The sequence below is a fragment of the Cognatishimia activa genome (assembly GCF_001458335.1).
GTDB lineage: Bacteria > Pseudomonadota > Alphaproteobacteria > Rhodobacterales > Rhodobacteraceae > Cognatishimia > Cognatishimia activa.
This window is the reverse complement of record NZ_CYTO01000018.1, coordinates 1-24,108: the sequence shown is the minus strand read 5'-3', so window position 1 is coordinate 24,108 and position 24,108 is coordinate 1. Positions and strand designations below refer to the sequence as shown.

Sequence of the window (24,108 nt, the reverse complement as noted above, 5' to 3'; positions counted from 1 at the left end):
TGGTATCCCCTTAATTCCGGCTCATCGTGGCGCGGCGAACCCGAGGGTCCAGCAATGCCAGCATCAGGTCAGCGAACAAGTTGCCCAGCACCAGCAAAACGGCCACCATCATGAAGATCGCGGCGACGACATACATGTCGCGGTCGCCGACGGCGCTCAGAATCAATGGGCCAACCGTAGGAATGCCCAGAACGATTGCGATTTCGATCTCGCCCTTGATCATGTAATCGAACCGCGTCCCAATGTTCATGATGACTGGGTGCAGAGCATTTGGTACTGCATGCTTGTAAAGGACCTTGCGACGGGACAATCCTTTGGCGCGGGCCGTTTCAATGTATTGCATGTTCATTACGTCGAGCAGGTTTCCCCGCATCATCCGCGTGGTGTACGCCTGTCCGGCCCAAATAGACACTACCAGGATCGGCCAAACATGCTTGAGAAAGTCCCAGAACTTCGCCCAATTCCACCCATCTTGTAAGATGTACTGAGGCGAATTGACCGCTCCAATATAGGGCGAGTGCCAGACGATAGCGAGGAAGTAGAGGATCACGAGCGAGATCACGAACTTCGGAATCACAATGCCCATGAAGGCAATCAGCGTGGCGATATTGTCGCCCAGTTTGTATTGGTTGGTCGCCGCATAGATGCCCAGAAGCACTCCGAACGCCTGACCAATGACGAGCGTCAGAACCGCCAGCAGCAGCGTACGAGGAAGGCGGGTTCCTATGACATCAGTTACAGGACGATTTTGCTCAAAGGACATACCGAAGTCGAAGTGGAACACGATGTTCTTGAGCCAGGTCACGTACTGAATCGCAATTGGCTGATCGAGGCCGAGCCGCTCTCGCATCGCTTCGGCTTGGGGCAGAAGCTCGTCGTAGGACTTGCCGGTCTGGGCTGCAGTGTTTGCAATCCAACCGTCAACGAAATCGCCGGGCACAGCTTGGATGATTGCGAAGGATACGATGGAGATTCCCAAAAGCAGTGGGATCGACATCGCAACGCGTTTCGCAAGAAAAACTAGAAAGTCCATGAGACAAGTGCTCCCGACTTATGGCGTCATGAGGAAAGTGCGAAAGTAAGATGTCCCACCCCCGCGCTTTGCGGGAGTAGGACGAGTTGCGGTCACGTAGCTTAGTATTGGGCTACGGTACCAGGGAGGAGCTCTTCTGTTTGCAATTCAGCAGGCACCCACAGGCGTTCACGGATTACCGCGTCTTCAGCCCACTCGTACATAAAGACTGGTGTACCAGGATGCGCATTGCGGACCCGCTTGTTCACCAACAGAGCCGCAGGAACCTGAACCAAACCAATATTGTAGTGGTTCTCTGTAAGTAGTGCCTGCATCCGCTTGGTAATGTCCGCCTGTTCAGCCGCATCACTAGATGCGTTAAATTTCAGAACAGAGTCCGCAAGTTCAGCTTCGAACGGAAGGAAATCTCGACCTTCCGATCCAGCTAGGTGGAACGCTGGACAGATTTCGGACGTCGGCAAGTTTCCGCAAGTTTCCCGTGTAGGCAAAACAAAGCTTACACGCTGAAGAATTGCTGAGAAGCTGCCAGAATTGCGGATCGGATCAAAGCTGGTTTCATCAACCGGCGTTGGCAATACGCGAATTCCGATTTCAGCCAACTGCGATGTCACTGCTTCAACCTGCTTACGGTCGTCATTACGCTGAGACTTGAAGGTCATGTCGATGACAAGGTCTTCACCCGTGCCAGGCACGTTCAAGATCCCGTTGCCGTCCGTGTCTTCCAGACCGAGACCGGCCAGAAGCTCGTTCGCGTATCCCTGATTGAACGGCGTGTAGTCAGTCGAAGCCGCATCATAGTAAGGTGAACCGCTCGCGAAACCACCCATGTATGGATAAGCGAATGGACCACGTGCCAAAGCTTGTCCTAGAGCGTCTCGATCAATTGCCGAGCTAAGCGCTTCGCGGAAATCTTGCTCACGGAACAACCCACGCAGTTCAGCGTCGTAGTCGCTGTCAGCCATGTTCTGAGCAAAGTTCAACTCGATCCGGAACGCCAATGTCCGCGGTCCGAACTTAGCAGTAACCGGGGCGTTTTCATCCTGGCTTTGCTTAAGCGCTTCAACGTAGTTGCCTGGGTTTTCCATGTTCGACCAGTCACCGGTACCGGCGACAGCTTGTGTCGTACGGTCGTCCCAAGTCGTCAACTTGAAGTGCATCTCGTTGAGATAGGGCAGCTGATTTCCGGCATCGTCCACTTTCCAGTAGTATGGATTGCGGCGAAGGATCACCAGTTCATCTGGACGGTGCTCGACTGGAACCCACGCACCCAAAACTGGAACCGGTACATCGCTTGACGGCATTGCGTTCAGGTAATCGTCGTAAGAAGCGTCGGAATTATAGGTCGGATGAGAATCGCGAAGCACATGGCTCGGCCCCGGGCAACCTTGAATATAGGCGAGACCCTCGACAACAGTTTCCGATTGTGCGCTTGGGAATACGAACTTGAATGAGTAATCGTCGATTACCTCAAGGCTCGCTCCACCACCGAAAGATCCAGCCTGAATGCGGCTCGTCACGTTTTCATCTTCGACGTTGTCGTTCCACCAGAAGGCGATGTCATCGGTATCAAACGGATCGCCGTCAGACCACTTGACACCTTCGACAAGATGCATGGTCAGCTCGGTCATATCTTCGCTCCACTCCCATGAGTGGGCTAAGTTAGGCAAAGGACCAGTCTGGTCTTCGGCGCGAACTTGCCAACGCGGACCTTGGCGTACAAGGCATTCCTGAACGGCCATGTTGATGCCGCCCCAACCTTGGTGCTGACCGGCAATCCAATGGAAGCCTTCAGGACGTCCACCGATTACGTGACGGAAAACGCCGCCATATTCGCCGATCCCGTCAGACATTGCTGAGGCATTAAAGACCAATGGATTGGCTGGCAGTCGCTCAGAAACAGGCGGAAGTGCGCCACTTGCGACCAGTGCGTCAAGGAACGGCGCTTGGCTGTAGTTATCGAGCGAACGGTACGAATACAAATCGTCACGACCAATCAGGTCGTATTCAAGGCCGGCTAGGCTCCGCTCTGGGGGCATCTCATCGGCATTTGCTGTGGTGATTCCCAGCGTAGCGGCGCAGACGCCGCCCAGCAAGAATCCAGTACAAGTGAGTTTGTGAATCATTTGGTTTCCTCCCTTAGAATTTTAGCATTCTCCTTGAAGGTATTTGTCTCGTCCTCCGGTTTTATAACAACTTCTTCCTGTTTTTGCATATTGATGCTAAAGTCTCATCTCAGGTGTCGAGTCCCCGGTACTCGGGCCGAGGCATGAAAGGCATAGCATGGCACAAAGGCTAAGTTCTGTTGACGCGATAGTTCCATTTTCGGAGTCTGTTGATCAGACCCGCGTACCGACTCCAAACAACTTCATCATTGAGAGCCACAAACCGACACTCTTTGATACCCCCTTCCATCACCACACATCGGTGGAATTGAATTTCCTTCAGAATTGTCATTTGGACTACTCATTCTCGGGCCAGGTAGCAAAGTTGAAGGCCAATCGACTGGTCGTGTTTTGGGGTGCTGCGCCACATAAAGTTACCGATGTCTATGGGGAAGGACGTATTACCAACATCTATCTTTCGCTGGGTCAATTCGTGCGTTGGGGTCTGCCGTCCGATCTCGTGAAAGCCATCCTAACCGGCGAAGTAATTGCTTCTCGAAATGATGATCCATTGGACGCCTTGCTAATCAACAGGATCTACAATGAGAAGCACCTTGAGCAGACCCCCTGGCGGCGAACGCACCTTGCCGAAATTGAAACGCGGTTGCGTCGGCTTGCGTTAGAAGGGTGGTCTACGCTGATTTCAAGCCCAAGCCGGGGCAATGGATTCTCAGTTAGGTCGACGACGATGCAAGAAGTCGAATCAATGTTGCGATTCATCTCCGAAAACTTCACCCTACCGATCAACGTGAAAGATATTGCGGCGGCATCAAGCTTGTCTCCGGCGCGCGCCGGGCAGGTTTTTCGGGATGTCTTGACCGTCAGTATCAAGAAGCATCTGACACGGACCCGTTTGTCCCACGCTCGAATGCTCCTAGTCGAAACCGAGGCGAAGGTGTCATCTGTCGCACTCGATAGTGGGTTCGCGTCGCTATCCGCCTTCTACGAAGCGTTCACCAAGGAACATAAACAATCCCCTGCAGAGTACCGTCGCCAGTCACAGCGAAGCAATCCGTTTCTGGCATTTCACGCGCAGCCCTAGCAAGCTAATGCTGCTCTTATGGACGTTGCAGTATTTACCCGATCAACATGAAACCCCGCGTGGCGTTCATCAAGTAAACGGCAGCGCGCCGATGCACCTTAAGATACACAACAGGATACAAACTTGGGGCCAAGGAACCACCATGGTGTCGACAGATTGCCAGAGGCTGATGTCAGCTCGTGCGTCAATTGATAACCCGACGACTGTTCGGCTTCGATCCTCCCTTCCAGACTAATCCCGTTCGCACGAAAAGCCACACCGGCTCAAAGATTCTGTTTCACCGTCAACTCCAACTCCTCCAAATCACCCACAGCATTCCGTAAGGGCTCTTTGTCCGACTCTCTTTCTGAATCGGTCGCAGGCACCTGCGCGGCAAACTCCATCTCCATCTGCCTTTGCGCCTCTGCGACAACCGCCTGCACCGCGGCCGCGGACTTCTTCGGCGGTCCGTCGGACCGCGTCGGCAGATGTTCCGCCTCGCTTCGCACCTGATCCGCGCTATCAGATATGGTTTCATCTTCTCCTCCCCCTTGCGAACGCGGGAACAAAGGCATCGCCTGAACACTCAAAGGCAGCGTGCCCTGCGGGCCCCCTCCCCCCGGCTCCGGAAACGGCAAATCACCCTTCTGCGCGCCATGGATCGCCGCAAACAGCCGGTCATCAAAATACTGGATCCGTTTCGCCCGCACTGGCATCTGGGCATCCACGACCATGATAATTTCATCGAGCGGCAACCGGCGCGCTTCGTCTTCAGGCAACAACGATGTTTCTTCCGTCCGCGTAGACTGGCTGCGCCCCTCAAACGGATTCTTGCCAATCGACCGCGACCGCGTGATGACCGTCTTTGTTGTCTTGCCCACGGCCTTGCTCAGCTCCTCGATGGTCTTTTCATCTGAGGGAGTGAGGTAGAGCTTTACGCCTGCGTTGCCTTGCAGCGCGCGGCGCGTGTTTTCACCATAGATTTCATCAAGGGCGGGGATGGTTTGCGTCACCACCGCCAGATGTCCGCGATAGGTGCGCAGGGTTTCTATGCTTTCAACCACAATGGGCATTTTGCCAAGGCGGTTGAACTCATCGAGCATGATCATCACGGGCCAGGGCTCATCTTGGCCCGGTTCCTTCTCTTGCATCGCCGAGAGAAGGTCTGAGAAAAATAATCGGATCAGTGGCGCAAGCGGCTTTACCATCAAGGGCTGGACAACGAGATAGACAGTGAACGGCTTTTTGCGGATCGTGCGAAAATCAAAGTCGGAAACCTGCGTCGCCTCGTCAATTGCGGGGTTCTGCCATTGATCCAGACCTGACGTCATCAGAAGCGAGACATAGGAGGTCAGCGTGTCGTTGTTTGTGGACGCGAGCCGCGTAAAGATCAGCTTCGCAGCTTTGTTGTCAATCTCGTGGCTCCGCGCCACATATTCTTTCTGCTTGTTGCCCCCCGAGGCCGCGATCCGGTAGATCTCGCCCAAGCTCGGCTTCTTGCGCTGGAAGGCCAACAAGCCCGCCGCCACGAACAGATCAATACCTCCCTTCAAAAGCCCTTGAACGCGATCATTGTCGCTTTGCAGAAACAGCGTCGCCAGCAGTTGCAATTCCATCTGCTGACGCGCGGGGTCTTCCAATTCATAGATGCGCAAAAGCGGGTTATAGCGATGGGTCCGCTTGCCCTCCCAATCCGTGGGCGCGAAGCGGTAGACCTTGTCGCCTTGGGCCGCGCGATGACGCGCCGTCGCCTCAAAACACTCGCCCTTTACATCCAACGTGACGGCAGACCCCTGCCATGTGAGCAGGTTCGGGATCACAAAGCCGCTGGTTTTACCGCGCCCCGTTGGTGCCACGATCAGCGCATGGGGAAAGACCTTTGAGGTGATGTAGCGGGCCCGCGACTTTGGGCCGCCCAGCTTGCCCAGAATAAACCCGGTGCCGGGCTTCCCAAAGAACCCGTTGGCGTTCATCTCACCGCGCTTTTGCCAAAGGGTTTGCCCAAAGCGCGTGAGGGCCGAGCCGGACAGGGCCAGGCTCATCATCAGCCCTGCGACGGCACATCCGCCGATGATCAGGTTGATCAGTTGGAAGTCGTCTGGCCGTCTGTCTCTGATCCAGAGGTAATTCTGCGCGATATATCCAAAATCGATATCGGCGCTGAACCCGAGGGCCTTAAAGGTCAGCACAGCCGAGGCAATTGTGTAGCCCATCGCCCCTGCCACCCAAGTGACCAGAACCACCCCGATGGCAATCCGCACCCTGCCCATGGATCCACTCAATGGACCTGCCCCCGCTCCGTCTCGCCGTCCACGTCTGCCGCGCGTTGTCTTTCGACTTCAACGTCTGCTAACTCGTCGACAACCTGTCGCAACGCCTCGGAGTTTGCGGTCGCCGCATCCGATTGCAAATAGACCTTTGCGGCATAGAGACGGTCGAGGCGATCTTCGATGATGTTTTCCAAAGCATCGCTGTCGCCATCGTTCAGACGATCCAGCTGCGCCGTGTCCAAAACCCGCGCCACCTGCGCGCGGAAGGCCTCGCGTTCGGTTTCGGTCTCAAAGGGCGACGACAATTCCCCTGCCCGTTCATGGGCGAGAACACGGGACAGTTCAGGCGTTTCAATCGTAGTTGTCTCGCGCTCGGTAAGGTTTTCCTCCCGTTCAGCGCCGCGCGCTTCATAGACGCGCGCGTATGTGTCGCCGAGACCCTCCGCCAGCTGCTCGGGCATATCGGGATATCGCGTCTGTAGATCGCGCGCAACGGAAACGGAGATTGGCGTCCTGCTGTGCGCGCCCAAACGCGCCGCTTCAACCTCAACGATAACCCGCTCTGCAGCGGCCCGATCTACGATCACCGCCCTGCCCTCCTCGCTCATACGGATCACATCGGTCGGGCGCGCGATCAGTTCTGGATGGTCGCGCAGATAGTCCCGCTGTTCGTCCTCCAAACGCTCTACGGCACGGCTTTCGATCACGGCCTCGTCCCGATCTTCAGTCCCGGCTTCAATTCGAGTCTCGATGCGAACCGCATTGGTAGCGGTTTCAATCTGGGCCTCAGTCACATGCGCCTGCACCTCGCGGGCTTCTTCAATGACCCCGTCACGGCGCAGCACACCTTCCCGCTCCAGCATGGTCCCCAGCTGCACATGTACATCATTGAGGATATCCCGCGCCTGTTCCAAATCCGCGCGGCGCTCAAGGTTCAAATCCTTCGCCTCGGCCACCTTGGACAAATCATCCGCAATCCATTGATGTTCCAGAGCCGCGTTCTGCGCCCCTGTCTCCATCCGGGCCACGACCTCGGACGTACTGATCCCCGTGCCGCGCAGTGCTGCATCGACGCGGGCGCGCACCCGTGGCTCAGACAGACGCTCGAACTGGCTTTGCTGAATGTTGGCTTCAGAATAGACCCCGCCTTCTGACGGGACCTCCGAGAGGGAATTGGACCGTAGCCCGAGCGGCTGCATATGCTGCACGCGGGCCTGAATTGCGTTGAGGGATTTCTCCAGCGCGGGCCGCTCCACATCCGGCTTTGCGGCGATCAGGTCTGTGATGTTCGCGACCTTTTCCGCGTAACGGCTGCGCAGATCCTCAAAAGACTCGTCTTCGGCCATGTAAATGCCTCCTGCGGTTTCAACGTGCCCCCCCTTCGCCAGAACCTCGCCCGCAAGGAACAGGACCTCAGCAATGTCTTCGCGGTTCTCAGAGGACGCCTCGGCAGCCAGCGAGTGGAACATGATTTTGGTGTTTGCTATTTCGGCAAGCGTGCGGGTCAGGTCTTTGCCCACCCGTTCGCGCTCCACTGGTGTCCTGCCCTCTTCCTTAGCCGCGTAGACCTCGCGGGTCTTGGGCGGGTAATGTACCTCGCCGCGATCCACTCGCCGCGTGGCTTCCAACCGCACGCCATACTTTTCCGCTTCCTCGACCATCGCCAATCGGAAATCGTCATAGTTGAATCGATGATTGCGCGCCAAATAGAAGAACTCACCCTCTTGCGAACGGCGATTCAACACGAGATGCGCATGCGGGTGGTCGCGGTCCTCATGCACCGCAATGATATAATCGAAGTGCCCTTCGTCATTCTGGAAGAACCGCTCCGCTACATCGGTCGCGATGTCGCGCACATCCTCTCCGCGCGTGCCAATCGGGAACGACATTAGCAGATGCGTGGTTTGCCCAAGCTTGGGTTTGAACCCGCCGTCCCACCGCTTGGCAAAGCGCTCGGTCAGGTCTTTGATCTCGCTGCGCTCAAGGCTGGATTTGCCATCCAGAAACCCGCTGCTGTCAACGATATGGGTAGACTTCGTCGTGAGGTATTCCAGCTGGTTTGCGAGCCGGGATTTAGTGTGCGTCCCACCCCCCCGGATCGCCTTGAACACGGCTGCCCGATGTCCTGCCGCAGCGCGCACCATCTGCTTTTGCTTTGAAGCATACAGACCCTGCATCGAGCCACGAATCCGGCTCCACCCGTCGCGAAACACCTCACCGGTAACCGCGTCTACTGCATCATTCAGCCGCATGAGCAAACTCCCTCAAAGCGGCTGTCGCGTCCATCTGCATGGCATCACGACGGCGGCGCACAAGCAGGTCAATCTCGTCTGCACTGTCCAAAATGAACCGCGCTAACCCGCGCATCTGTGCAAGCCGCAACTCGGAGAATTCGGGGCCCGTTCCCTGCCCCGCCCGATTGGCCTTTTGCATCTGCTTGGCAATCTGGGCGACACCGTTTCCAACCTCGTTCAAAGAAGCACGATAGCGCGCCATCTCTGCCGCTAATTGGGCGTCCGCCACAAAGGTGCCACCTGCCGCTTGCATCAAGCGGCGCAGCCCTTCCGAGCGCGTCTCGATCCCCGCTGACGCCAGCACCGCATCGAACGCCGCCATCTCATCAGAGGTTACTTTCACACTCACCGCCAAGACTGGAACCGCCGTGTCGCGCTGGCGCTCCTCGTCACTCTTCACCGTGTATTGCACCGCCCGAGGCGTCACCTCGAACCGCTCCGCAAGCACGGACGTGGACACTCCGTCCGCGGCTTCGCGCACGATCTCCATGCGCTCTGCATCAGTGAGACGTTTCGAGCGAGACATGCGAAGAAAGACCCCCTATTTCCTGCCACCTTCATACAAGGCTGCACCCAACATACGATACTATACCATACTGTCAATAATATACTTATGTTGATTGGGTGCTTGGCAGCCTTGTATTCCGCTTCTCGCCAAGCGCCACCGGCGCGAGGCCGCGGACCGCCTGGCCGCCAGCGAGAACGTCAGCCACTGTTCGGCTGTCTCTGGATTTCGAGGATTTCACGCGACGCGGAACTCGTTCTCAGCGGTGTGCAGCGTTGTCTCGGAATGTATCCTAAGCGATGCTATTCTGGGTCAGCCAATTGAGTGCGCAGCTATGCGATCCAGGATAGCTTGATCCGCCCAGGACATGAAACGATACCCCGTGAAAGTGAAACGATTAACGTCAAGAAACTTATGGGTAGTGTGTGCCTACCGAGTTTTCGTTTCACCCAATATGAAACGATTCAGCCTGCGTGATCGAACAGCTCGCTTCACGAACCATCAATACCTATCTACGGACTTCTCAACTGCGAGATGGCTGCTGTCAGTGGCATCGCGCGAATACCCCCCTGCCCCGGTACTTCGCGATCACCAGCATAGACCAGCAATCGTTCTTCGACGTCCAATTCTTCGGCAGCGATATGGAACCCGCGCGTGACTTTCGGGCTCGTGGTGCGCTTGATCTCGATCGCCCAAAGCGTCTGGTTTGGCAGTTTCAGGATCAGATCGATTTCGGCACCTGCCGATGATCGATAGAAACTCGCCTCCGTCCCTCGTGGCGCGGCTGCAATCAGATTTTCGATACAGAAGCCTTCCCATGATCCACCGACGACGGGATGGCCAAGCAGAGCCTCGGTCGTTTCCAGTCCCAAGAGTGCATGGGCGAGACCGGCGTCTCGGATATAGACTTTGGGCGACTTTACCAACCTCTTTCCCGCGTTTGCATGCCATGGCGACAAACGCCGCACGAGCATCAAATCAACCAGGAGGTCGAGATAGCGTGCGACGCTCTGTCCTGAAACACCCAAGCCCGCCGCGATCTTGGCAGCATTGAGCAACCCACCCTGCTCATGGGCCAGCATCGTCCAAAAGCGGCGTAAGGTTTCTGCCGGAATGCGCAAACCGAAGGATGGGATGTCTCGTTCAAGATAGGTGCGAATGAAGTCTTCGCGCCAGGTGAGGCTTTCGCGGTCTGATCCCGCCAAAAAACTGTCGGGAAACCCACCGCGCAGCCAAAGCTGTGGCAAAGCCCCCTGCCCTACCTCATCAAGCGTGAATGGCGTGAGCTCATGATAGCTGACACGACCAGCGAGAGATTCCGCACTTTGCTGCAACAGAGTATTCGAGGCTGACCCCAGAAGCAGAAACTGACCAGTTCGGTGCCCCGCCCTTCTGCGGCGATCAATCTGTCCACGCAATGCGCCAAACAAGCCCGGGATCAGCTGCACCTCGTCAATGACAACAAGCTTGCCCGCTTGTTCATCGAGATACAGATCTGGTTCCTCAAGGATTTGGCGATCCGCCAGACGTTCCATATCAAGATAGACCGCATCGCGCGTTTCTGCGATATCTTGCGCCAGCGTTGTCTTTCCCACCTGACGTGGGCCAAGCAGTACAACACCTGCCTGGTTGTCTAGGGCGTGTTCAATGCGGCTGAGATGATTACGCGTTATCATACCTTGCATTTATTCCATCACATGGCATAATTGCAAGGAACGATATTGAAGGCGCCCAAATAGTCAGTGTTCAGTTACAACGCCCCTGAACCGGCTTTTTAGATCAGGCTACCCAGTGATATGACCTGAGCAGCAAAGGGTTCGCGCTGTAGCTTTTCTGCCTTTTCAGTGCTCATAACGCCCAAAACGGTCAATCTTCAAAGGGAGGCTTTGCTGTTCCAAGATCATATCATCCTAAGTTTGACCTCGGTTTATTCAGCAATGTACGCCAATCAAGGCTCTTGTTGGATAGGTCTTGGCACAATTTGAACGCGTAGCCACGGTGATTGCTGATCGTCTCTGAGCGTTCCAAGAGATATCCTAAGATCATGAAACTGAGCGCTGGACCAAGGTCCTTTATCGAAAACCACGTGTTCCCAAGGTTGAGATATCCGGCAAGATCATCCATTAAGCGACGGCAGTCTTCTTGGTTCTTAGCAAACCTGAGTTCTGCGCAGAGCCTTGGGTAGGCGCGCTCCATCTCCTCTTGGCCAACTTCAATCTGAAAAGAATTTTCTTCTTTAACATACTGAGTCTTGGAAGTCTCTTTGTGCCCCTCAATTTCGGGGTCAGTGGCCCTCAAATCATTTGGTTCTGCAGAGCCTATCTTCGAGATCTCCACAGTGATTTCATCCAGAAGATCGCTCAAAGCGCGCTTGTCTGGCTGGCGTCTCAAAAGGTTGCGTGCCTTTGAGAGCAAGCCTTCGTCCCAATTGGCGGGCATGAGATGCGCTTTGAGGTTGCTCAGGGCCGCCGAGCACATGTCTCTGAGCCGCCCCAGCTCGTTTTGATGATCCTGGTGGTCTTGCGCCATGCGCACGAACTCAGGGTAACGTTCAGCGAGTGGCAGAAGTGACAGGCCTGTTGCAAGGACAATACTGCCCTGACGGTCTCGACGGGCCCAGCGTTTGCCATTGCCGCTTGATCGCCGCGTCAGCAAGCCTAAGGACACCAATTTGGCAATATGGCGTTCAACGGTTTGGATACTGACATGAGCGCGCTTAGCCAGTGAGGCATTTGATGCAAAGCAAATATGCCCGTCGTCGCGTGTTGCATCGACTTGATCTACCCGCAGGAACGAGATCATCGCTCTGAGGAGTGAGATGGACGTGCCTTTCAAGCCGAGTGGCTCCCGGATGTCTTCGATTACCTTGAGGAGTTGCCATTTGTTTTGGGCAATACCTCCCTGCCCCGTTGCTTTGCGCGACGAGCGTGCTCCAGCAGGAGCCATTCCTTGAATTGTTCTCATGATTTGCCTGCAGGCAAAGAATTCCCGTTCGCCCAAGAGCGTTTTTTATTGCTTAGCGATTCGGTGACTGCTACGGTTCAGGTGTCTAATCTGAGAAGCGTAGAAATACGTTCAGCCCTCGAAGCTTTGGTTTCGGGGGTTTCTCTTTGCTTACGTCCTCCTTTGTTGCTCTAGCCTCTGGTGTCATCCACAGGGTTTACAGCTGTAAACTCCTGGTAGGATTTCTTGATGATGTCCTCGAGCTCACGGTCGAGCCACTCAGCAAATGCTGCGTTCTCCCCTGCCCGTTTGATAGACATCGCGATTGTTGCGCGTCCCGATTTGATTGTGACGCCTGGGACCGGTGTTGCCTCCCTGCCCTCGCTTGGACGCGCTCCACGCCGCGTAATCTCTCTCATAAGCTGCTCGAGGCGGTCATCTGACGACAGCTCGGCGCTCAACTTTGACAGGATTGCGAAGGATGATGATGCATTGACCTTTTTGGATGCGAAGGCTTCGGCCAAGGCGGTCCACTTCGGCCGTCCCGACTTTGGAGCGGCTCCAATCAGATCTCCAACATCGTCGGGAATATTGTCCGTGACCTTGGTCAGGTGGGATAGCCCTGACGCAGACAAGCTGAGGACCTGCCGGACGGTTTTGGTGTTATGGCCTGCTGCTTGAATGACGGCGGCAAACCGTGCCTTTTCGTAAAACGACAAGTTGCGACGTGCGGCATTCTCAAGGCCTTTGGCGAGAAGGGCCGTGGCGTCATCGAGATCTTGCACGTTGGCGCGGACTTTTAGTCCGAGTTCGCGGCAGGCGCGCAGGCGTCTGCGGCCGTAGATGATTTCAAACCGGCCCTCGGTCCCTGCCCTACGGACCAAAATGGGAACCTGTTGGCCACCGTCTTTGATGCTGGATTTGAGGGTTTCATAGCCGTCGCCGTCATCATCGGAGTTTACAGCTGTAAACCCGTCAAGGCGGTCTTTCGGTCCCCAGTCGTCAATGAGGCCTGGGTCAAGCTCGCGGATGGCAGACAGCGATCCTTGCAATGCGCCTAAGGCTGGTGCTGTGGTTTTTGTGGTTCGATCTTTGGGCCCTGGGCTGGAATTGGCAATTGTTTTGGCAATGCCGCTTAAATCCTGAAGTGATTTACGTGCCATCAGCTACGCCCCCATGCTTGGTGAATCATTGTTTCAACTTCGCGGCCTACCGCGTCCATGGATTGTTTCGCGCGGTCATAGGTCGCCCGTGTCATCTCTGAGCGCACGACCTCGTAGATCGACTGTTTGAGCATCGTGGCATCGCTGATTGCGGTGCTCTTAAGCGCCGTGGCTGTCATGACGCGATCCAAAAAGAGCGCGCGCATGAACGAGGTCAATTGTTGTGACGGCACATCTGTTGGCTCGTCGCGGGTGATCAGAAACTTGAAGTGATCATATTGAAGCTCGGCACCCGCATCCTCGATGACGCCCATATAGGCCCCGGCAAGCTCAAGGAACTGCGCGGTTGAGGACACATCGAGCATTGAGGGCGTAAGTGGGACGATGAGAGAGGTCGCGGCAGCCATGCCGGAGATCGTCAGGAAGCCCAATTGCGGCGGGCTGTCCATCAAGACAATATCGTACTGATCCTCAACCTGGGCCAATGCATTGCGAATGCGCAGGAAGAAGGGCTGGTCAGGATTTGAGTTTACCGCTGATTCAGTCTCGAATTCGGACAGCAGCAGGCGTGCCGGGGCCAGTGATAGGCCCGGAAAATAGGTCGCTATGATGACGTCAGAAAACGGCACCGGATCATCGTAGCGGATGGCGTCATAAACGGTGAGACCATCAAACTCGATCTCTGGGTTGATGCCGCACATCGAAGTCAGCGACCCTTGCGGGTCCAAATCGACCACCAGCACCCTGTAGCCGTGGAGCGCGAGATAGTGTGCGAGGTGAATAGTCGAAGTACTTTTGCTGCTACCGCCCTTGAAGTTCATCAACTGCCAGACTTGCAGCCGCTCGCCGTCTTTGCGGCCAGGGACGTATCTGCCCTTTGTTCGAGACGTTTTTTCCAAGATTTGGCGGGCTTCCCACAACTCTTGGGCGCTGTAGTAACGGCGGCCAGCGCGAACGTCTTTTGGTTCTGGGATTGTACCTTCGCCGTGGGTTTTACGCATGAACTGGCCCGACACGCCAAGCAATTCGGCGGCCTCTGGGGCTGAGAAGGGGCGCAATGATTTTGTGTTGTCGGGCGCGAATGCAGAGAGCAGATGCTCACTGATCGCACGGTTTAAACGCTCAGAGATATCCGTTGCCAACTCTGATGGTCTGTCTGTTATACTCGGTGTCGCGGGAATCATCTGGTTGCCCCAATTTGCTCAATGTGGCTTTTTTCGCGCCACTTGGGGATAAAAGGTGCGATTCACCTCTCTAAGTCAACGATTTTCTTATATTTAGTGTCTAACACAGCGCAATGCGCAAGATAAGACACTAGGGACTATCTGCTCATACGCCTGGAGTTTACAGCTGTAAACTCATCGAAATGTATCATTGGCTTGTTTGGCGATCGGGTTTGGGGCCCATCTGGAGCGGTCAAAAGACCAATGACGCAAATCTCCTCACATCGGAATAGTGTTTCGCGCTAGCGATTCCGCGCGAATAGCGCCGGGCCTGAACGGGCAGGGGGTTTTTCCCCGACCGTTCCGGTCACCCTCACAAGATTGGATTCTGCGGGCGTTTGGTTCGGGTGCTGTTCGAACGCAAAAAAGGCTCCGCCGCAGCGAGGCCAGTTGATCCTCACCACAAGGATTGGAGAGGCTAGGGCAGGGCGCTGGTGAGCGCCCTGCCTCTTGTTCACACCATGCCTTCGGGAAGCCACGCGTCGATGCGCTTGGCTTGGGCTTCGGTGATGCTGTGAGCCTTGCGCATTTTGGGATCGCCAAACAGTGCTTCCATCTTGTCTGCCTTTTCGCTCTTTTTGAGTTTGGCGAAGGTGGTTGCGGTTGGGTGGTCCTCTGGAAGGTCCAACAACTCGCACCAGAGATTGACGAGGTACGGCCCGCCGACGCGACCAAAGAAGTTTTCTGCTGTTGGGGTGAAGTTCTCACGGATATTGGTTTTGACGGCTTTGTCGATCATTTCACCCAAGTCTTCATCGACGAACAGTCGCGAGGCGAGATGGCGGGTGACTTCTTCCATTATGAATTCTGGGCCTTTTGCTTTGTAGGCGCGGAAGACGCGTCCCATGTCACTGCTGAACTTGGCGGGTCGGGTCGTCTTGGTGAGCCGTTCGTCCAGCGCGTAGCCCACCATTTCGGTTGTCGGAATGTTGGGGACTTCGGTTTCGCGCAAGCCTAGAACGCTCGAGTAACCCGATTTGCCAGAAAGCTGGAAGGCGAGAAGGGCCAACAGCAGGTCTGGGTCGCGCAAGGCCGCGTGTTGGCGTGCTCCCGTTGCAATACGCTCCAGATCGATACGCAGCTTATTGGAAATGGGCGACTTGGTGCCAGTGCTGCCTGCGTAGTTGGATTTGGCCAGCACGCCTGCCTCGATGGCCGCCTTCTTGTCTGTGCCGCGAATAAGACCTGTCTCACACTGCACCGTGCCGCGACTATCGACATACACCAAGACGCCCGCGTGGGCCTTCTGCTCATCCGTGAATGACCCGTCTAGGATCGACTGCAGCGCTGCCAGTTTGGCTTGGCCTTCATCGTCCAGAGCGTCGCTTTCGGCCAGTTCGGCCAAGGCATCGTATTCTTCGCCTTGTTCTTCGGTCAATTCGCCGTCTTCCGCATAGATGCGTGCCAGCTTCATCTCGTCGATCTGATACCAGCCGATGTAGCTGTCATTGATGGGGTCTGCCCATTTCCAGCCCTCAGCGATCAAGCCTTCCGACGCTTCTGTCAGCTTCTTGCCAAACAAGTCATCTAAGATAGCGGGATCATCGATCAGGACCTCGTCTGCGAAGAGATCGCTACTCGTGCGCCCGCCAGCCTCAATGTAGGCCTCAATGCCAACGTAGATGGCACGACGGTCGCTGTCCTTGATCGCATCGGGCTTGAGCATCTTTTTGATGCGGTGATCGCTTTCGCCGGTGCCACGCACATTTTCTAAGACTTCGAGGGTCAGTTTTTCATCATCGCTGATGGTGAAGGCCGCGGCATTTGAAAGGCTGATGTCGCCGCTGCGCAAAGCGTTAATGACGGGGCAGGGGAGGGCGGCCAGTGCAAGGCGGCGATAGACATGGGCTTCGGTTGCGCCGTAGGCCGTAGCGATATCGGCGACGGTGGCTCCACGTTTCTCCATTGCGCCAAAATCTTGGATTTCGTCGGCGGGGTGCAAGGCTTCGCGTTGTGCATTCTCGGACGTTGCCCAATACTCTGCCGTCGCCTGATCAGGTGCCATCTTCACCGTAACCGACTGAAATCGTTTATCATCTTGTAGTAATGCGAGGGCACGATAGCGACGTCCACCTACAACTACGCCAACGCCTGTTTCATCGCGATAGCCTGCGAGGTTCTGAATGAGACCGTAAGCGCGGATGTTTTCTGCAAGCGTGATGATGCTGGCCTCATTGACCACCTTGCGAGGATTGAGGTCAGAGATATGCAAGTCAGCGAAGGGGATTTCCTCAAAGGTGACGGGGATGTTTGATTGATCGTTCATCGGATATTTCCTTGTTTTGCGGTGGTGGGTTGGATGTGCCTCGCCCATCGATTGCTGATTTGAAGGGGAGGCACTGCGTGGATGCACCCGAGCTAAGGGTGCATCGCGTTCAGTATTCAGAGGCGTGTAAGACGGTGAGCACGCGCCGTGTGACGGCGACGTCTGCTGGGTCATCGCTGCCCATGCTGTAGTATTTGTCGTAGAGGTCGATTTTCCAGAATATGTGGTAGCTGTTGCCAGCGATCTCTAACTCGAATGCTCCAAAGGTGTGATCGCCGTAGGGGTCATTGTCCTTAGAAAACTCTGAGAAGGTTTGAACCCGCTGCATGATGATGGCTTTGGCTACTGGTGACAGATCGGCCACGCCGCGCGTCAACATGATTTGACCGGGAACAGTAAAATCTGCCCCCCAAGTGGTGCGAAACCTGTCGTTTTGTTCGGCAATGGTTGCGTTGGTTTCAGCTTCGCTTCGGCTTTCGTTTGGTTGGGCCATATCGGCTTACTCCTTTGTGGTGTGGATGGGGTCGTTGCCCCTTTGGTCGTCTGGTTTTGAGAAAAAGCCCCTTGAGGGCGTCGTCTCTAAAACCTGACCCACTGGCGAAGTGCCGGAGTGAGCAAGCGCACACCCCAAAAGTGCGAAAGTGGTGCGGCCCGCAGGCGAAGCCCGAGGACACGGTTTTGCTCTTTTGGGGTTGCGCGCGCGAGAACCCAGCGGGTTCTAAAGCATCTGTCCCGCAGCGGCGTATCGCGCTTGCGCGAACTCCAAGGGACCATTGAGACAGGATCGGGCGAGATCCGTTGCACCAGCTGATCGTGACCCGAATGGGCGGATCACAGCACCCCTGAACCCATATGAGACAAAGAAGGCTTCCTGGCTCATCTTTGAGACTGGAGGGCGCCTATTGGATCAATGGGGTAGGGGAGCGGTGTTCTGGGCGCAGGACGGCCTGTCGGACGAAGCCTAGAGCGGCGATGACGCGCCCTCAGGGCGGGGCAGGGGGCCCACTAGGCCGTTTGGCCATGACACACCGCCTAGAGCCACGTTTTGGCCTGTCAGAGGCGTCTATTCGTTCACTGCAGTACTAAGACTGACCAACGAAGTCATTGCACAATGGAAGAATATCTCGACTGGCTTATGTTCTCCCCGCCGCGCCGACATTCCACTCAAAGGCTTCGCCGTTCCATGTTTTGAGTTGAGCTTCCAACCAAGACAAGGTGATCGTGGCAAAACGCAATTGGTCAAACCGCAATGAGAAACGGACGCTTTGGGGCAGAGGGGTGTCACACGGCTAAATTTGTGAAACACGCGCTATCAGCGGAGCGCTATCATAGCTAGCAAAAATGCCTAGAAAAAAGATTTTTAAATCAACCACTTAGAATCCTAACCTATGATCGAGACGCCAGCAACTGTCTCATCGCCATCAAAATGGAGTGAAAACCGTCCTGGCGCAGACATCATGAGAACCCCGAATGATCGGAAATTTAGTGAAAGGCGCGGGCGATGCCCGCGCCTGACGTCTTAATTTGAGTAAGGGATGAAGCGATATTCACCATCGGTCTCGGTTTTGACCGCGTTGGCGCGGATTTCACCTGTGCCAAAATTGATGGCGACGGAGAGGTAGTCGTTGCCGGCTTGGCTGGTGGCGTTCCAGGCGCTGCCGATGCGGATGGAACGGTTGCGCGTTGATTTGGCTGTGATTTCGAAGTCTGGGTGCTTCTCGGTCTTCTTGTGAGGGTTTTCTGAGATTGCGATGTCGACATCGAATGTCAGGGAGGCGATCCAGCCGGTGAAAGTGTTGTCGTTTGTGCGGGTGATTGTACCTTCGAGTGTCATGTCAATTTTCCTTTTTGCTAAGTGACGAATTGAGCACGTCTCATGGCGACCGCGGATCACCGTAGCGCAGCACAGGGGAACCCCCTCGCGGGGTTGATCCGCTCAGGGCGCTTTGAGGTAAGTGTGGTGAGGAAAGTTAGCAAAAAGGGAGATTGCGACACCCAATTCGAAGGTTCACGCGCAAAAGAATATTTCATAGGCTGACTTGCCGAATGACCTGAGCTGTTTGCCTCACCTGAAAAGCCCGCAAATAGACCTAAGGCTCGGTTTTTTGTCATGTCGGACCAAGGCACCACCGAAATTGCCGGTGGAGCCAAGTGGCGCTCAACTACTCATGGTCATTATTGTTACGAACAATGACCCCATGTTTCCCGTATGCGTCCAGAAGATGCCCGAGATACTCGCTGGTGCTGGCAGTTACATGTCCCAAACCTGGCCAAGTGAACGGAAACGTCATAGAAGTCATCGCAAGCTCGAGCTCGATGCCAAGTTTGTCGGCAACTGCAATGGCCGCATCCGGGTCTTTGTCTTCAGGCCAAAGGTCTTCGTCGAAGATGATCCAGGCATCGTTCTCATCATCGACAGTGATCTCAGCTAGCAAAGCACCGAGCCGCTCTCCCGGATTGGTGGCATCTTCAAGAAGCGCAATTCGCAGAAACAAGGAAATACTCTCCTCATCTAGCCTCAGAGTTGGCCTGGAATCCACCACATCGACCCTGGGCTCTGGCCGCGCCCGATCATTGGCACATTCAACAGCTTTAGGCTCCTCATCACCGCCTTCCAACCACCACGGTGATGTGAAAATATTCAGAGGAGATGCACCACAACTCGGGCAGTGCCATAGATTTTCAGCGATTTGAGCGCCCGTAATTTTGCCATCGCAGTGAAGGCAAAACCATTCCGCGGCCCGGTCACCCTGTAGTGGGTGAACGACTTCGCCTTTGGCATTTGGCTTGGTCGATCGCCGAGGCCAGTCAGACGCTATGGCTGCACGAGTTTTCACAGCCTGGGCTTCCGCAATCGCAAGGGCATTCTCAACGAAACCACTGTCATTTGCTGGGCTGGAACCTCGGTGTTTGATTTCAATCTCGACTACAGGCCGCGAGAAATCAGCCTCGCCTAAGAGGATGCGCCATCCATCACCTTCCATGCGAATGTCACCGGAGAACTCAAAGAGTTGGTAGGCATGCCCATTAATTTCCCCTGCTTTGATTGGCTCGCTGACTGGCCGCGACATGCTTTGCTCAATGAATTGCGGCTTGCCTCCGAGTGAGGGGAAGAATTCACGAACAAAGATATCGGCCTTGGCAAGCTCTTCTTCGCTCGGCATCCAGCCTTGCTTGGCCTTGACCGTCAGCGCCTTCCAATGCGGAAAGCCCAGCTCTGATGCAATAGCATCAAGCGCCTCATGTTGGTTTGAGCGCGAAGCGTGCGCATAGCGTTTTGCCAATAGTTTCAGTTGATCGATTTTAGTTTTCTTAGTCATGTTTCAGTTCCCAAAATAGGGATCCGACTAGGTGCCCGCTACTAACCAGATCCCGAAATTGGTCTGGGTTGTTCATTTAAGAATGACGTGCTGCGTAGCTTTGCGTGGCGGGCACACTGGCATGCACTAGAGGCCAAGTGCAACGTGCCGGATATCCTCAATATCGTCAAGGTGCCAATCTATGTGACCCAGACAAATAATCAGACCGATAGATCAGCTGTTGATTTCACCTTCAAAAGCTTCAATTGCCCCCAGGATGTCATCGAAGTCCGGCGCGTCCCCGATGATCATCTCCCGCATGCCGGAATAGTCCCGTCGCAAAGCGGCGGTAAGTTCCGCATTCGGCATCAATCTCAGGGACCCTGGTTTGGCGTCTTCGTAGTTGGCCCAAGCGGCCTTGAAGAAAACCGATTTGTGATGAGCGACCTGTTCCAGCAAATCCAAACTTCCTATGGCACGCCCCTTGGCCTCGTGACCGATGAGCCGGGCCATATCGTAATAGTGGCGCGACATCCGGTCGGCGAGGGGTTTGGCAGGATCCTGATGATAGAGCATGTGCAGGATTGTGGCCTTTTCCCAGAACGTCCGCTCAACGCCCAGCACTTTCACATCCACCTCGCAAGATCCCAGCAAATCAGGAAAGGCTTGATGCACGTATGGCGATATCTCGCGAACTTCGGCCGGCAGGTGGACGCCACGCGCCCCAAATTCAAAACGCACAATGGGTTTGACGTAGGTACCAGTGTCGTTCGTCAACGACGGATAGGCGAAGAGTAGAGTTTGTGCGTCGCCAGGATCAACCGACAGGGAAAAACCTTGATCCAGGCTTGCATTGAACCCAGCCTGGACTTCGGCCAAGAGCGCACCGGATACCTCCGCTTCTGCCGCCTCCTGCAGCTCTTGCAGCAAAGATTTGCGTTTTCCGCCGGACAAGTCGGGGTTCTCGGGGTCGCGATCTCCTTCGAAACCAAGCTGTGCCCGATCGAGGGATAGATCCACATCTTCCGAGAAGCGGTGGATCACGTCATAGGCCTTGGAGAGGGATGTCCCTCCCTTGAAGATCATGTGATCGCCAAAGGAGGGCAGGGCGAAAAGCTGCTTCAGGGACCAGCAGACCCAGAAGTCTTTCTCAATGATGGCCTTGGACATCCCGAGCTGCGCCGCGGCCTCCTGGAAGGCTTCGTCTCGTTGTTCTGGGGTGTCGTTGGCAAACTGATCCATACTTAGGCAAGCGCAACGATCTGTTGCACGACAGGATGCATCCAGGCTGGCACATGCTTGCTTTGCTTGGAAAGCAGAGCCCTATCATTGTCGTCCAGCGAACGCGCCAACTTGCCAATCACCTGATCATCGACCCGATCCTTGCCGACATAACGCAGCGCCTGAAACACGGCACCGGTTTTCTGGCCAGCCCCGACGAGCGTCTTGGAGGAGGCATTGCGGAACTGGATCACCTGCCGACCGATAGTTTTGACCCGTGTTGGGCCATCGGTCATGTAAGTTGGTTTGGACGGCACCTGGGTTGAGAGTCCCAGCTGATTGGCCGCCATGGCGGGGGAAGGTTGCAGGGCGTGGTTGTCCTTGCGAGCCACGGCCTGCGCGATATCGTCCGCTGACGGTGACAGATAACCAAAGCGTGGGCTTTTTTTAGGATAGTCATAGAGCCCACGTGTCAGGCGCCGGATCACACCATGATCGGCCAGACGCGACAACGCCTGGTCCACGCTGGCGCGGGACCCGATGTCCAGAAAGTCCGACGGCGCAAAAATCGCCCCGCGGCCCTTTCCGATGATGCGTTGTTTGATCTTCGATGTGATCATGATTTATCTCCTTGTCAGGAAATAGGGCATGTTTTTCTGAATGTCAATATTGGAGAAAGCGTATCTAAGACCGTCTCGAATCGGCGGGAAGCAGTCATTCGCTGCGGATGCAAAGCCTTTGCGGGCGACTCGCTGAAGCGGACCTCCAAGTCCGACATACGCAGAGCTTTTCTTTGCAAACTCGCTACATTCCCCGCGTTAAGTTGAGGACAATCCTGCAAAATCCCCTCAATTCGTCGGAATTTGTATCGACGTAGGGATCGCCATCGATCTCGGCATGGTTCTCGACCCGCGAATAGGCGTTGATGTCCTTAAGGTCCTCGAGTGCGCCTTTGAACGGGTGATCCTCATGCACATCATTTAGGGCGCGGATGATTTGATCTAGCGTTGCAGCTTCAGCAAAGAGTCCGGTGTCACCTTTGCGGTAGAAGTCTTCGCAAACCGTTCGTAGGCGCGACCTGATATACGAAAGTTCGTGAGTCTCGCCCTCAATGAACTCTTCAATCTTCATGCGCTCCGTAACATGGCGCGGTTGCGTCGAGCCTGGAATGTCGTAGGGCGTGATAGTCGTAATGCCGGGCGCACCTGTTTGCAATGCGAACGACTTGATTAGTTTCTGGTCGATTTTATCCCACAGCAAGCGGAGGAATCCCTTGTCGTGCGATAGAACGATGGTTTGCTTGGCCCGGTCACAAATCTTTCTGATTTCGATGGCCGTAAACTGCCTCCTAAAATTGTCCAAACTGGTGAACGGGTCATCGAAAACAATGATTGTCTCGCTGATGTCCCGGTCCGCGTTGCATTGCGCCAAAAACAGCGCCAATGCGAGAACCGACTTGTCGCCCGCGCTGAGTGTATTTCGGAAGCTCGGAGCACCGGTTGCATCCCCGCTCACGCGCGGCGAAACTGGAACTTCGTTAATCAGAATCTGGTAACTGGCTGCAGGTTCTTTCCCGCGATAGTCAGGTTCTTTGTAATCAATCTGAAAACCCGCATTCAGACGCTTGAGATAGGCATTGATTGTCTTACCGAGACCTTCGGTGATGGTCTTGCCGTGGCCGGTGAGCTCATCACGAAGCTTGGCTTTCTCTTTCGCAATTTCGCCTTTCCGCTGCCTCTTAGTTTGGAGGCCCGTTACCTTCGTGATGATCTTTGCCTCAAAGCGGTGCTTTCGGGCCTCAAGGCTCTTTCGCTCGTTTGTGAGGCTGTCAAGCTGCCCGGCATCAACCGTGGCCTTAACGGCCTCGACCTCTCGGTTGTAATCATCAAGTACTGCATTGGCAGATTCGATGACCGCCCTCGCGCTCGCCCAGGCATTGATGGGTACGCCAAGTCGCGCCATGTCCAAAGCGACAGTGAGGTTTGCGGCTTTTGTCTGCAGCGCTGAGTCCATTTCTGCAGCGGCGCGCTCCATCCTTGAGATCAATTCTTCATGGTCAATGGTCGCGGGAGCATCGATGCCAGCCGCCTCTCGCCAATATTCGAACTGTTTCTCGTTGGATTTGGATCTTTGTTCCGCTGCGTTTCGGAAGTCGCCACTTGAGTAGCGCTGACAGGTTTGACGGAGCTTTTGAACATCTTCGGCCAGCTTTCGATACGCTTCGCTGAAGAAACGGCTGTACGCTTCTAGAAGGCTCCGATCCCTAAGCTCTTGGCCGCAGAACGGACAAGTATCTTCCGCTTTGTAGGGCAGACCCTGCTCCAGCCAGGTTTCCAGGCCCGGTTCAGTCGTTTCCGCGCATTCATGCACTGCGACATGGGACCTTACGGCTTCCACCGCGTCAGCGGCAATTCCTTCGACCGTCTGGCTGAGGGCCGCCTCGAAGGTCGCCGGTTCCGATGGAAGTGGAAATGCACTCGCGGCTGCAGCGGCTTTGAGCTCTTTTGACTTCGCTGCGCGGGAAACCTCTGCCTGCTTGTCAGCAATTGCTGAATCGAGGTCCGGATCCTCTGCTAGAGCTTCAAAGTCCTGCAGGCTCATGGCAGCGGGACCTATCCCTCGAAGACCGGCTGTAAGCTCCGCTTCTAGGGCGCGAATGGTCTTATTGTTTTCGGAGTTTTCTACATCCAGGTCCACTATTTGGCGGA

General features: G+C 55.3%; 17 protein-coding genes. 1 reads left to right on the top strand and 16 read right to left on the bottom strand.

Annotated features, from left to right (window positions below):
* Positions 1 to 10: 10 nt before the first annotated feature.
* Both TA5113_RS08915 and TA5113_RS08910 read right to left on the bottom strand, forming a co-directional pair.
* Positions 11 to 1,033 (bottom strand): ABC transporter permease, encoded by a 1,023-nt coding sequence (locus tag TA5113_RS08915; protein ID WP_058314203.1) that lies wholly within the window; start codon positions 1,031 to 1,033, stop codon positions 11 to 13.
* A 101-nt stretch (positions 1,034 to 1,134) separates the two neighbouring features.
* A complete protein-coding gene (locus TA5113_RS08910) occupies positions 1,135 to 3,156 on the bottom strand; it encodes an ABC transporter substrate-binding protein (protein WP_058314204.1) in 2,022 nt (673 codons plus the stop codon).
* 157 nt (positions 3,157 to 3,313) lie between these two features.
* On the opposite strand from TA5113_RS08910, the gene TA5113_RS08905 reads away from it, so the two are divergent.
* A complete protein-coding gene (locus TA5113_RS08905; RefSeq protein WP_058316684.1) occupies positions 3,314 to 4,237 on the top strand; it encodes a helix-turn-helix domain-containing protein in 924 nt (307 codons plus the stop codon).
* Positions 4,238 to 4,500: 263 nt separating this feature from the next.
* On the opposite strand, the gene TA5113_RS08900 is transcribed toward TA5113_RS08905, so the two are convergent.
* The 14 genes from TA5113_RS08900 to TA5113_RS08835 all read right to left on the bottom strand — a co-directional run.
* The gene (locus TA5113_RS08900) at positions 4,501 to 6,486 is read right to left on the bottom strand and encodes a type IV secretory system conjugative DNA transfer family protein (RefSeq protein ID WP_058314206.1); all 1,986 of its coding nucleotides are present in this window, start codon (positions 6,484 to 6,486) and stop codon (positions 4,501 to 4,503) included.
* An 8-nt stretch (positions 6,487 to 6,494) separates the two neighbouring features.
* A complete protein-coding gene (locus TA5113_RS08895) occupies positions 6,495 to 8,738 on the bottom strand; it encodes a relaxase/mobilization nuclease domain-containing protein (protein ID WP_058314207.1) in 2,244 nt (747 codons plus the stop codon).
* The gene (locus TA5113_RS08890) at positions 8,725 to 9,306 is read right to left on the bottom strand and encodes a hypothetical protein (RefSeq protein WP_058314208.1); all 582 of its coding nucleotides are present in this window, start codon (positions 9,304 to 9,306) and stop codon (positions 8,725 to 8,727) included. Before TA5113_RS08890 ends, TA5113_RS08895 begins: the two co-directional genes overlap by 14 nt.
* A gap of 491 nt (positions 9,307 to 9,797) precedes the next feature.
* Complete coding sequence (locus TA5113_RS08885) at positions 9,798 to 10,961, bottom strand: ATP-binding protein (protein WP_058314221.1); 1,164 nt, start codon at positions 10,959 to 10,961, stop codon at positions 9,798 to 9,800.
* A gap of 229 nt (positions 10,962 to 11,190) precedes the next feature.
* Positions 11,191 to 12,249, bottom strand: coding sequence for a helix-turn-helix domain-containing protein (locus TA5113_RS08880; protein ID WP_245627127.1), 1,059 nt, complete (start codon positions 12,247 to 12,249; stop codon positions 11,191 to 11,193).
* A 170-nt stretch (positions 12,250 to 12,419) separates the two neighbouring features.
* Positions 12,420 to 13,391, bottom strand: coding sequence for a plasmid partitioning protein RepB (gene repB / locus TA5113_RS08875; protein WP_058314209.1), 972 nt, complete (start codon positions 13,389 to 13,391; stop codon positions 12,420 to 12,422).
* Entirely contained in the window at positions 13,391 to 14,575 is a 1,185-nt protein-coding gene (gene repA, locus TA5113_RS08870) for a plasmid partitioning protein RepA (RefSeq protein WP_058314210.1), read from the bottom strand. The genes repB and repA overlap by 1 nt, the downstream gene beginning before the upstream one ends.
* Positions 14,576 to 15,068: 493 nt before the next feature.
* Complete coding sequence (locus TA5113_RS08865) at positions 15,069 to 16,880, bottom strand: ParB/RepB/Spo0J family partition protein (protein WP_058314223.1); 1,812 nt, start codon at positions 16,878 to 16,880, stop codon at positions 15,069 to 15,071.
* Positions 16,881 to 16,989: 109 nt separating this feature from the next.
* Positions 16,990 to 17,373, bottom strand: a complete 384-nt coding sequence (locus TA5113_RS08860) for a DUF3768 domain-containing protein (RefSeq protein WP_058314211.1) — start codon at positions 17,371 to 17,373, stop codon at positions 16,990 to 16,992.
* Positions 17,374 to 18,399: 1,026 nt separating this feature from the next.
* Positions 18,400 to 18,714: a DUF736 domain-containing protein gene (locus tag TA5113_RS08855; RefSeq protein WP_058314212.1), complete on the bottom strand. Its 315-nt coding sequence runs from the start codon at positions 18,712 to 18,714 to the stop codon at positions 18,400 to 18,402.
* 328 nt (positions 18,715 to 19,042) lie between these two features.
* A complete protein-coding gene (locus tag TA5113_RS17185) occupies positions 19,043 to 20,200 on the bottom strand; it encodes a P-loop NTPase family protein (RefSeq protein WP_058314213.1) in 1,158 nt (385 codons plus the stop codon).
* Positions 20,201 to 20,413: 213 nt separating this feature from the next.
* Positions 20,414 to 21,421 (bottom strand): nucleotidyl transferase AbiEii/AbiGii toxin family protein, encoded by a 1,008-nt coding sequence (locus TA5113_RS08845; protein WP_058314214.1) that lies wholly within the window; start codon positions 21,419 to 21,421, stop codon positions 20,414 to 20,416.
* Between the two features lie 2 nt (positions 21,422 to 21,423).
* Complete coding sequence (locus TA5113_RS08840) at positions 21,424 to 22,020, bottom strand: DUF6088 family protein (protein WP_058314215.1); 597 nt, start codon at positions 22,018 to 22,020, stop codon at positions 21,424 to 21,426.
* 184 nt (positions 22,021 to 22,204) lie between these two features.
* Positions 22,205 to 24,108, bottom strand: a 1,904-nt coding sequence (locus TA5113_RS08835) for an AAA family ATPase (protein ID WP_058316683.1), incomplete at its 5' end; no start/stop codon positions are given.

Bases quoted from the DNA above. Each gene is read 5' to 3' on its own strand.
- TA5113_RS08865 (WP_058314223.1), bottom strand. From the start codon at position 16,880: ATGAACGATCAATCAAACATCCCCGTCACCTTTGAGGAAATCCCCTTC.
- TA5113_RS08895 (WP_058314207.1), bottom strand. From the start codon at position 8,738: ATGCGGCTGAATGATGCAGTAGACGCGGTTACCGGTGAGGTGTTTCGC.
- TA5113_RS08910 (WP_058314204.1), bottom strand. From the start codon at position 3,156: ATGATTCACAAACTCACTTGTACTGGATTCTTGCTGGGCGGCGTCTGC.
- TA5113_RS08860 (WP_058314211.1), bottom strand. From the start codon at position 17,373: ATGGCCCAACCAAACGAAAGCCGAAGCGAAGCTGAAACCAACGCAACC.
- TA5113_RS08840 (WP_058314215.1), bottom strand. From the start codon at position 22,020: ATGATCACATCGAAGATCAAACAACGCATCATCGGAAAGGGCCGCGGG.
- TA5113_RS08885 (WP_058314221.1), bottom strand. From the start codon at position 10,961: ATGATAACGCGTAATCATCTCAGCCGCATTGAACACGCCCTAGACAAC.
- TA5113_RS08890 (WP_058314208.1), bottom strand. From the start codon at position 9,306: ATGTCTCGCTCGAAACGTCTCACTGATGCAGAGCGCATGGAGATCGTG.
- TA5113_RS08915 (WP_058314203.1), bottom strand. From the start codon at position 1,033: ATGGACTTTCTAGTTTTTCTTGCGAAACGCGTTGCGATGTCGATCCCA.
- TA5113_RS08880 (WP_245627127.1), bottom strand. From the start codon at position 12,249: ATGAGAACAATTCAAGGAATGGCTCCTGCTGGAGCACGCTCGTCGCGC.
- repB (WP_058314209.1), bottom strand. From the start codon at position 13,391: ATGGCACGTAAATCACTTCAGGATTTAAGCGGCATTGCCAAAACAATT.
- TA5113_RS08845 (WP_058314214.1), bottom strand. From the start codon at position 21,421: ATGGATCAGTTTGCCAACGACACCCCAGAACAACGAGACGAAGCCTTC.
- TA5113_RS08855 (WP_058314212.1), bottom strand. From the start codon at position 18,714: ATGACACTCGAAGGTACAATCACCCGCACAAACGACAACACTTTCACC.
- TA5113_RS17185 (WP_058314213.1), bottom strand. From the start codon at position 20,200: ATGACTAAGAAAACTAAAATCGATCAACTGAAACTATTGGCAAAACGC.
- TA5113_RS08905 (WP_058316684.1), top strand. From the start codon at position 3,314: ATGGCACAAAGGCTAAGTTCTGTTGACGCGATAGTTCCATTTTCGGAG.
- TA5113_RS08900 (WP_058314206.1), bottom strand. From the start codon at position 6,486: ATGGGCAGGGTGCGGATTGCCATCGGGGTGGTTCTGGTCACTTGGGTG.
- repA (WP_058314210.1), bottom strand. From the start codon at position 14,575: ATGATTCCCGCGACACCGAGTATAACAGACAGACCATCAGAGTTGGCA.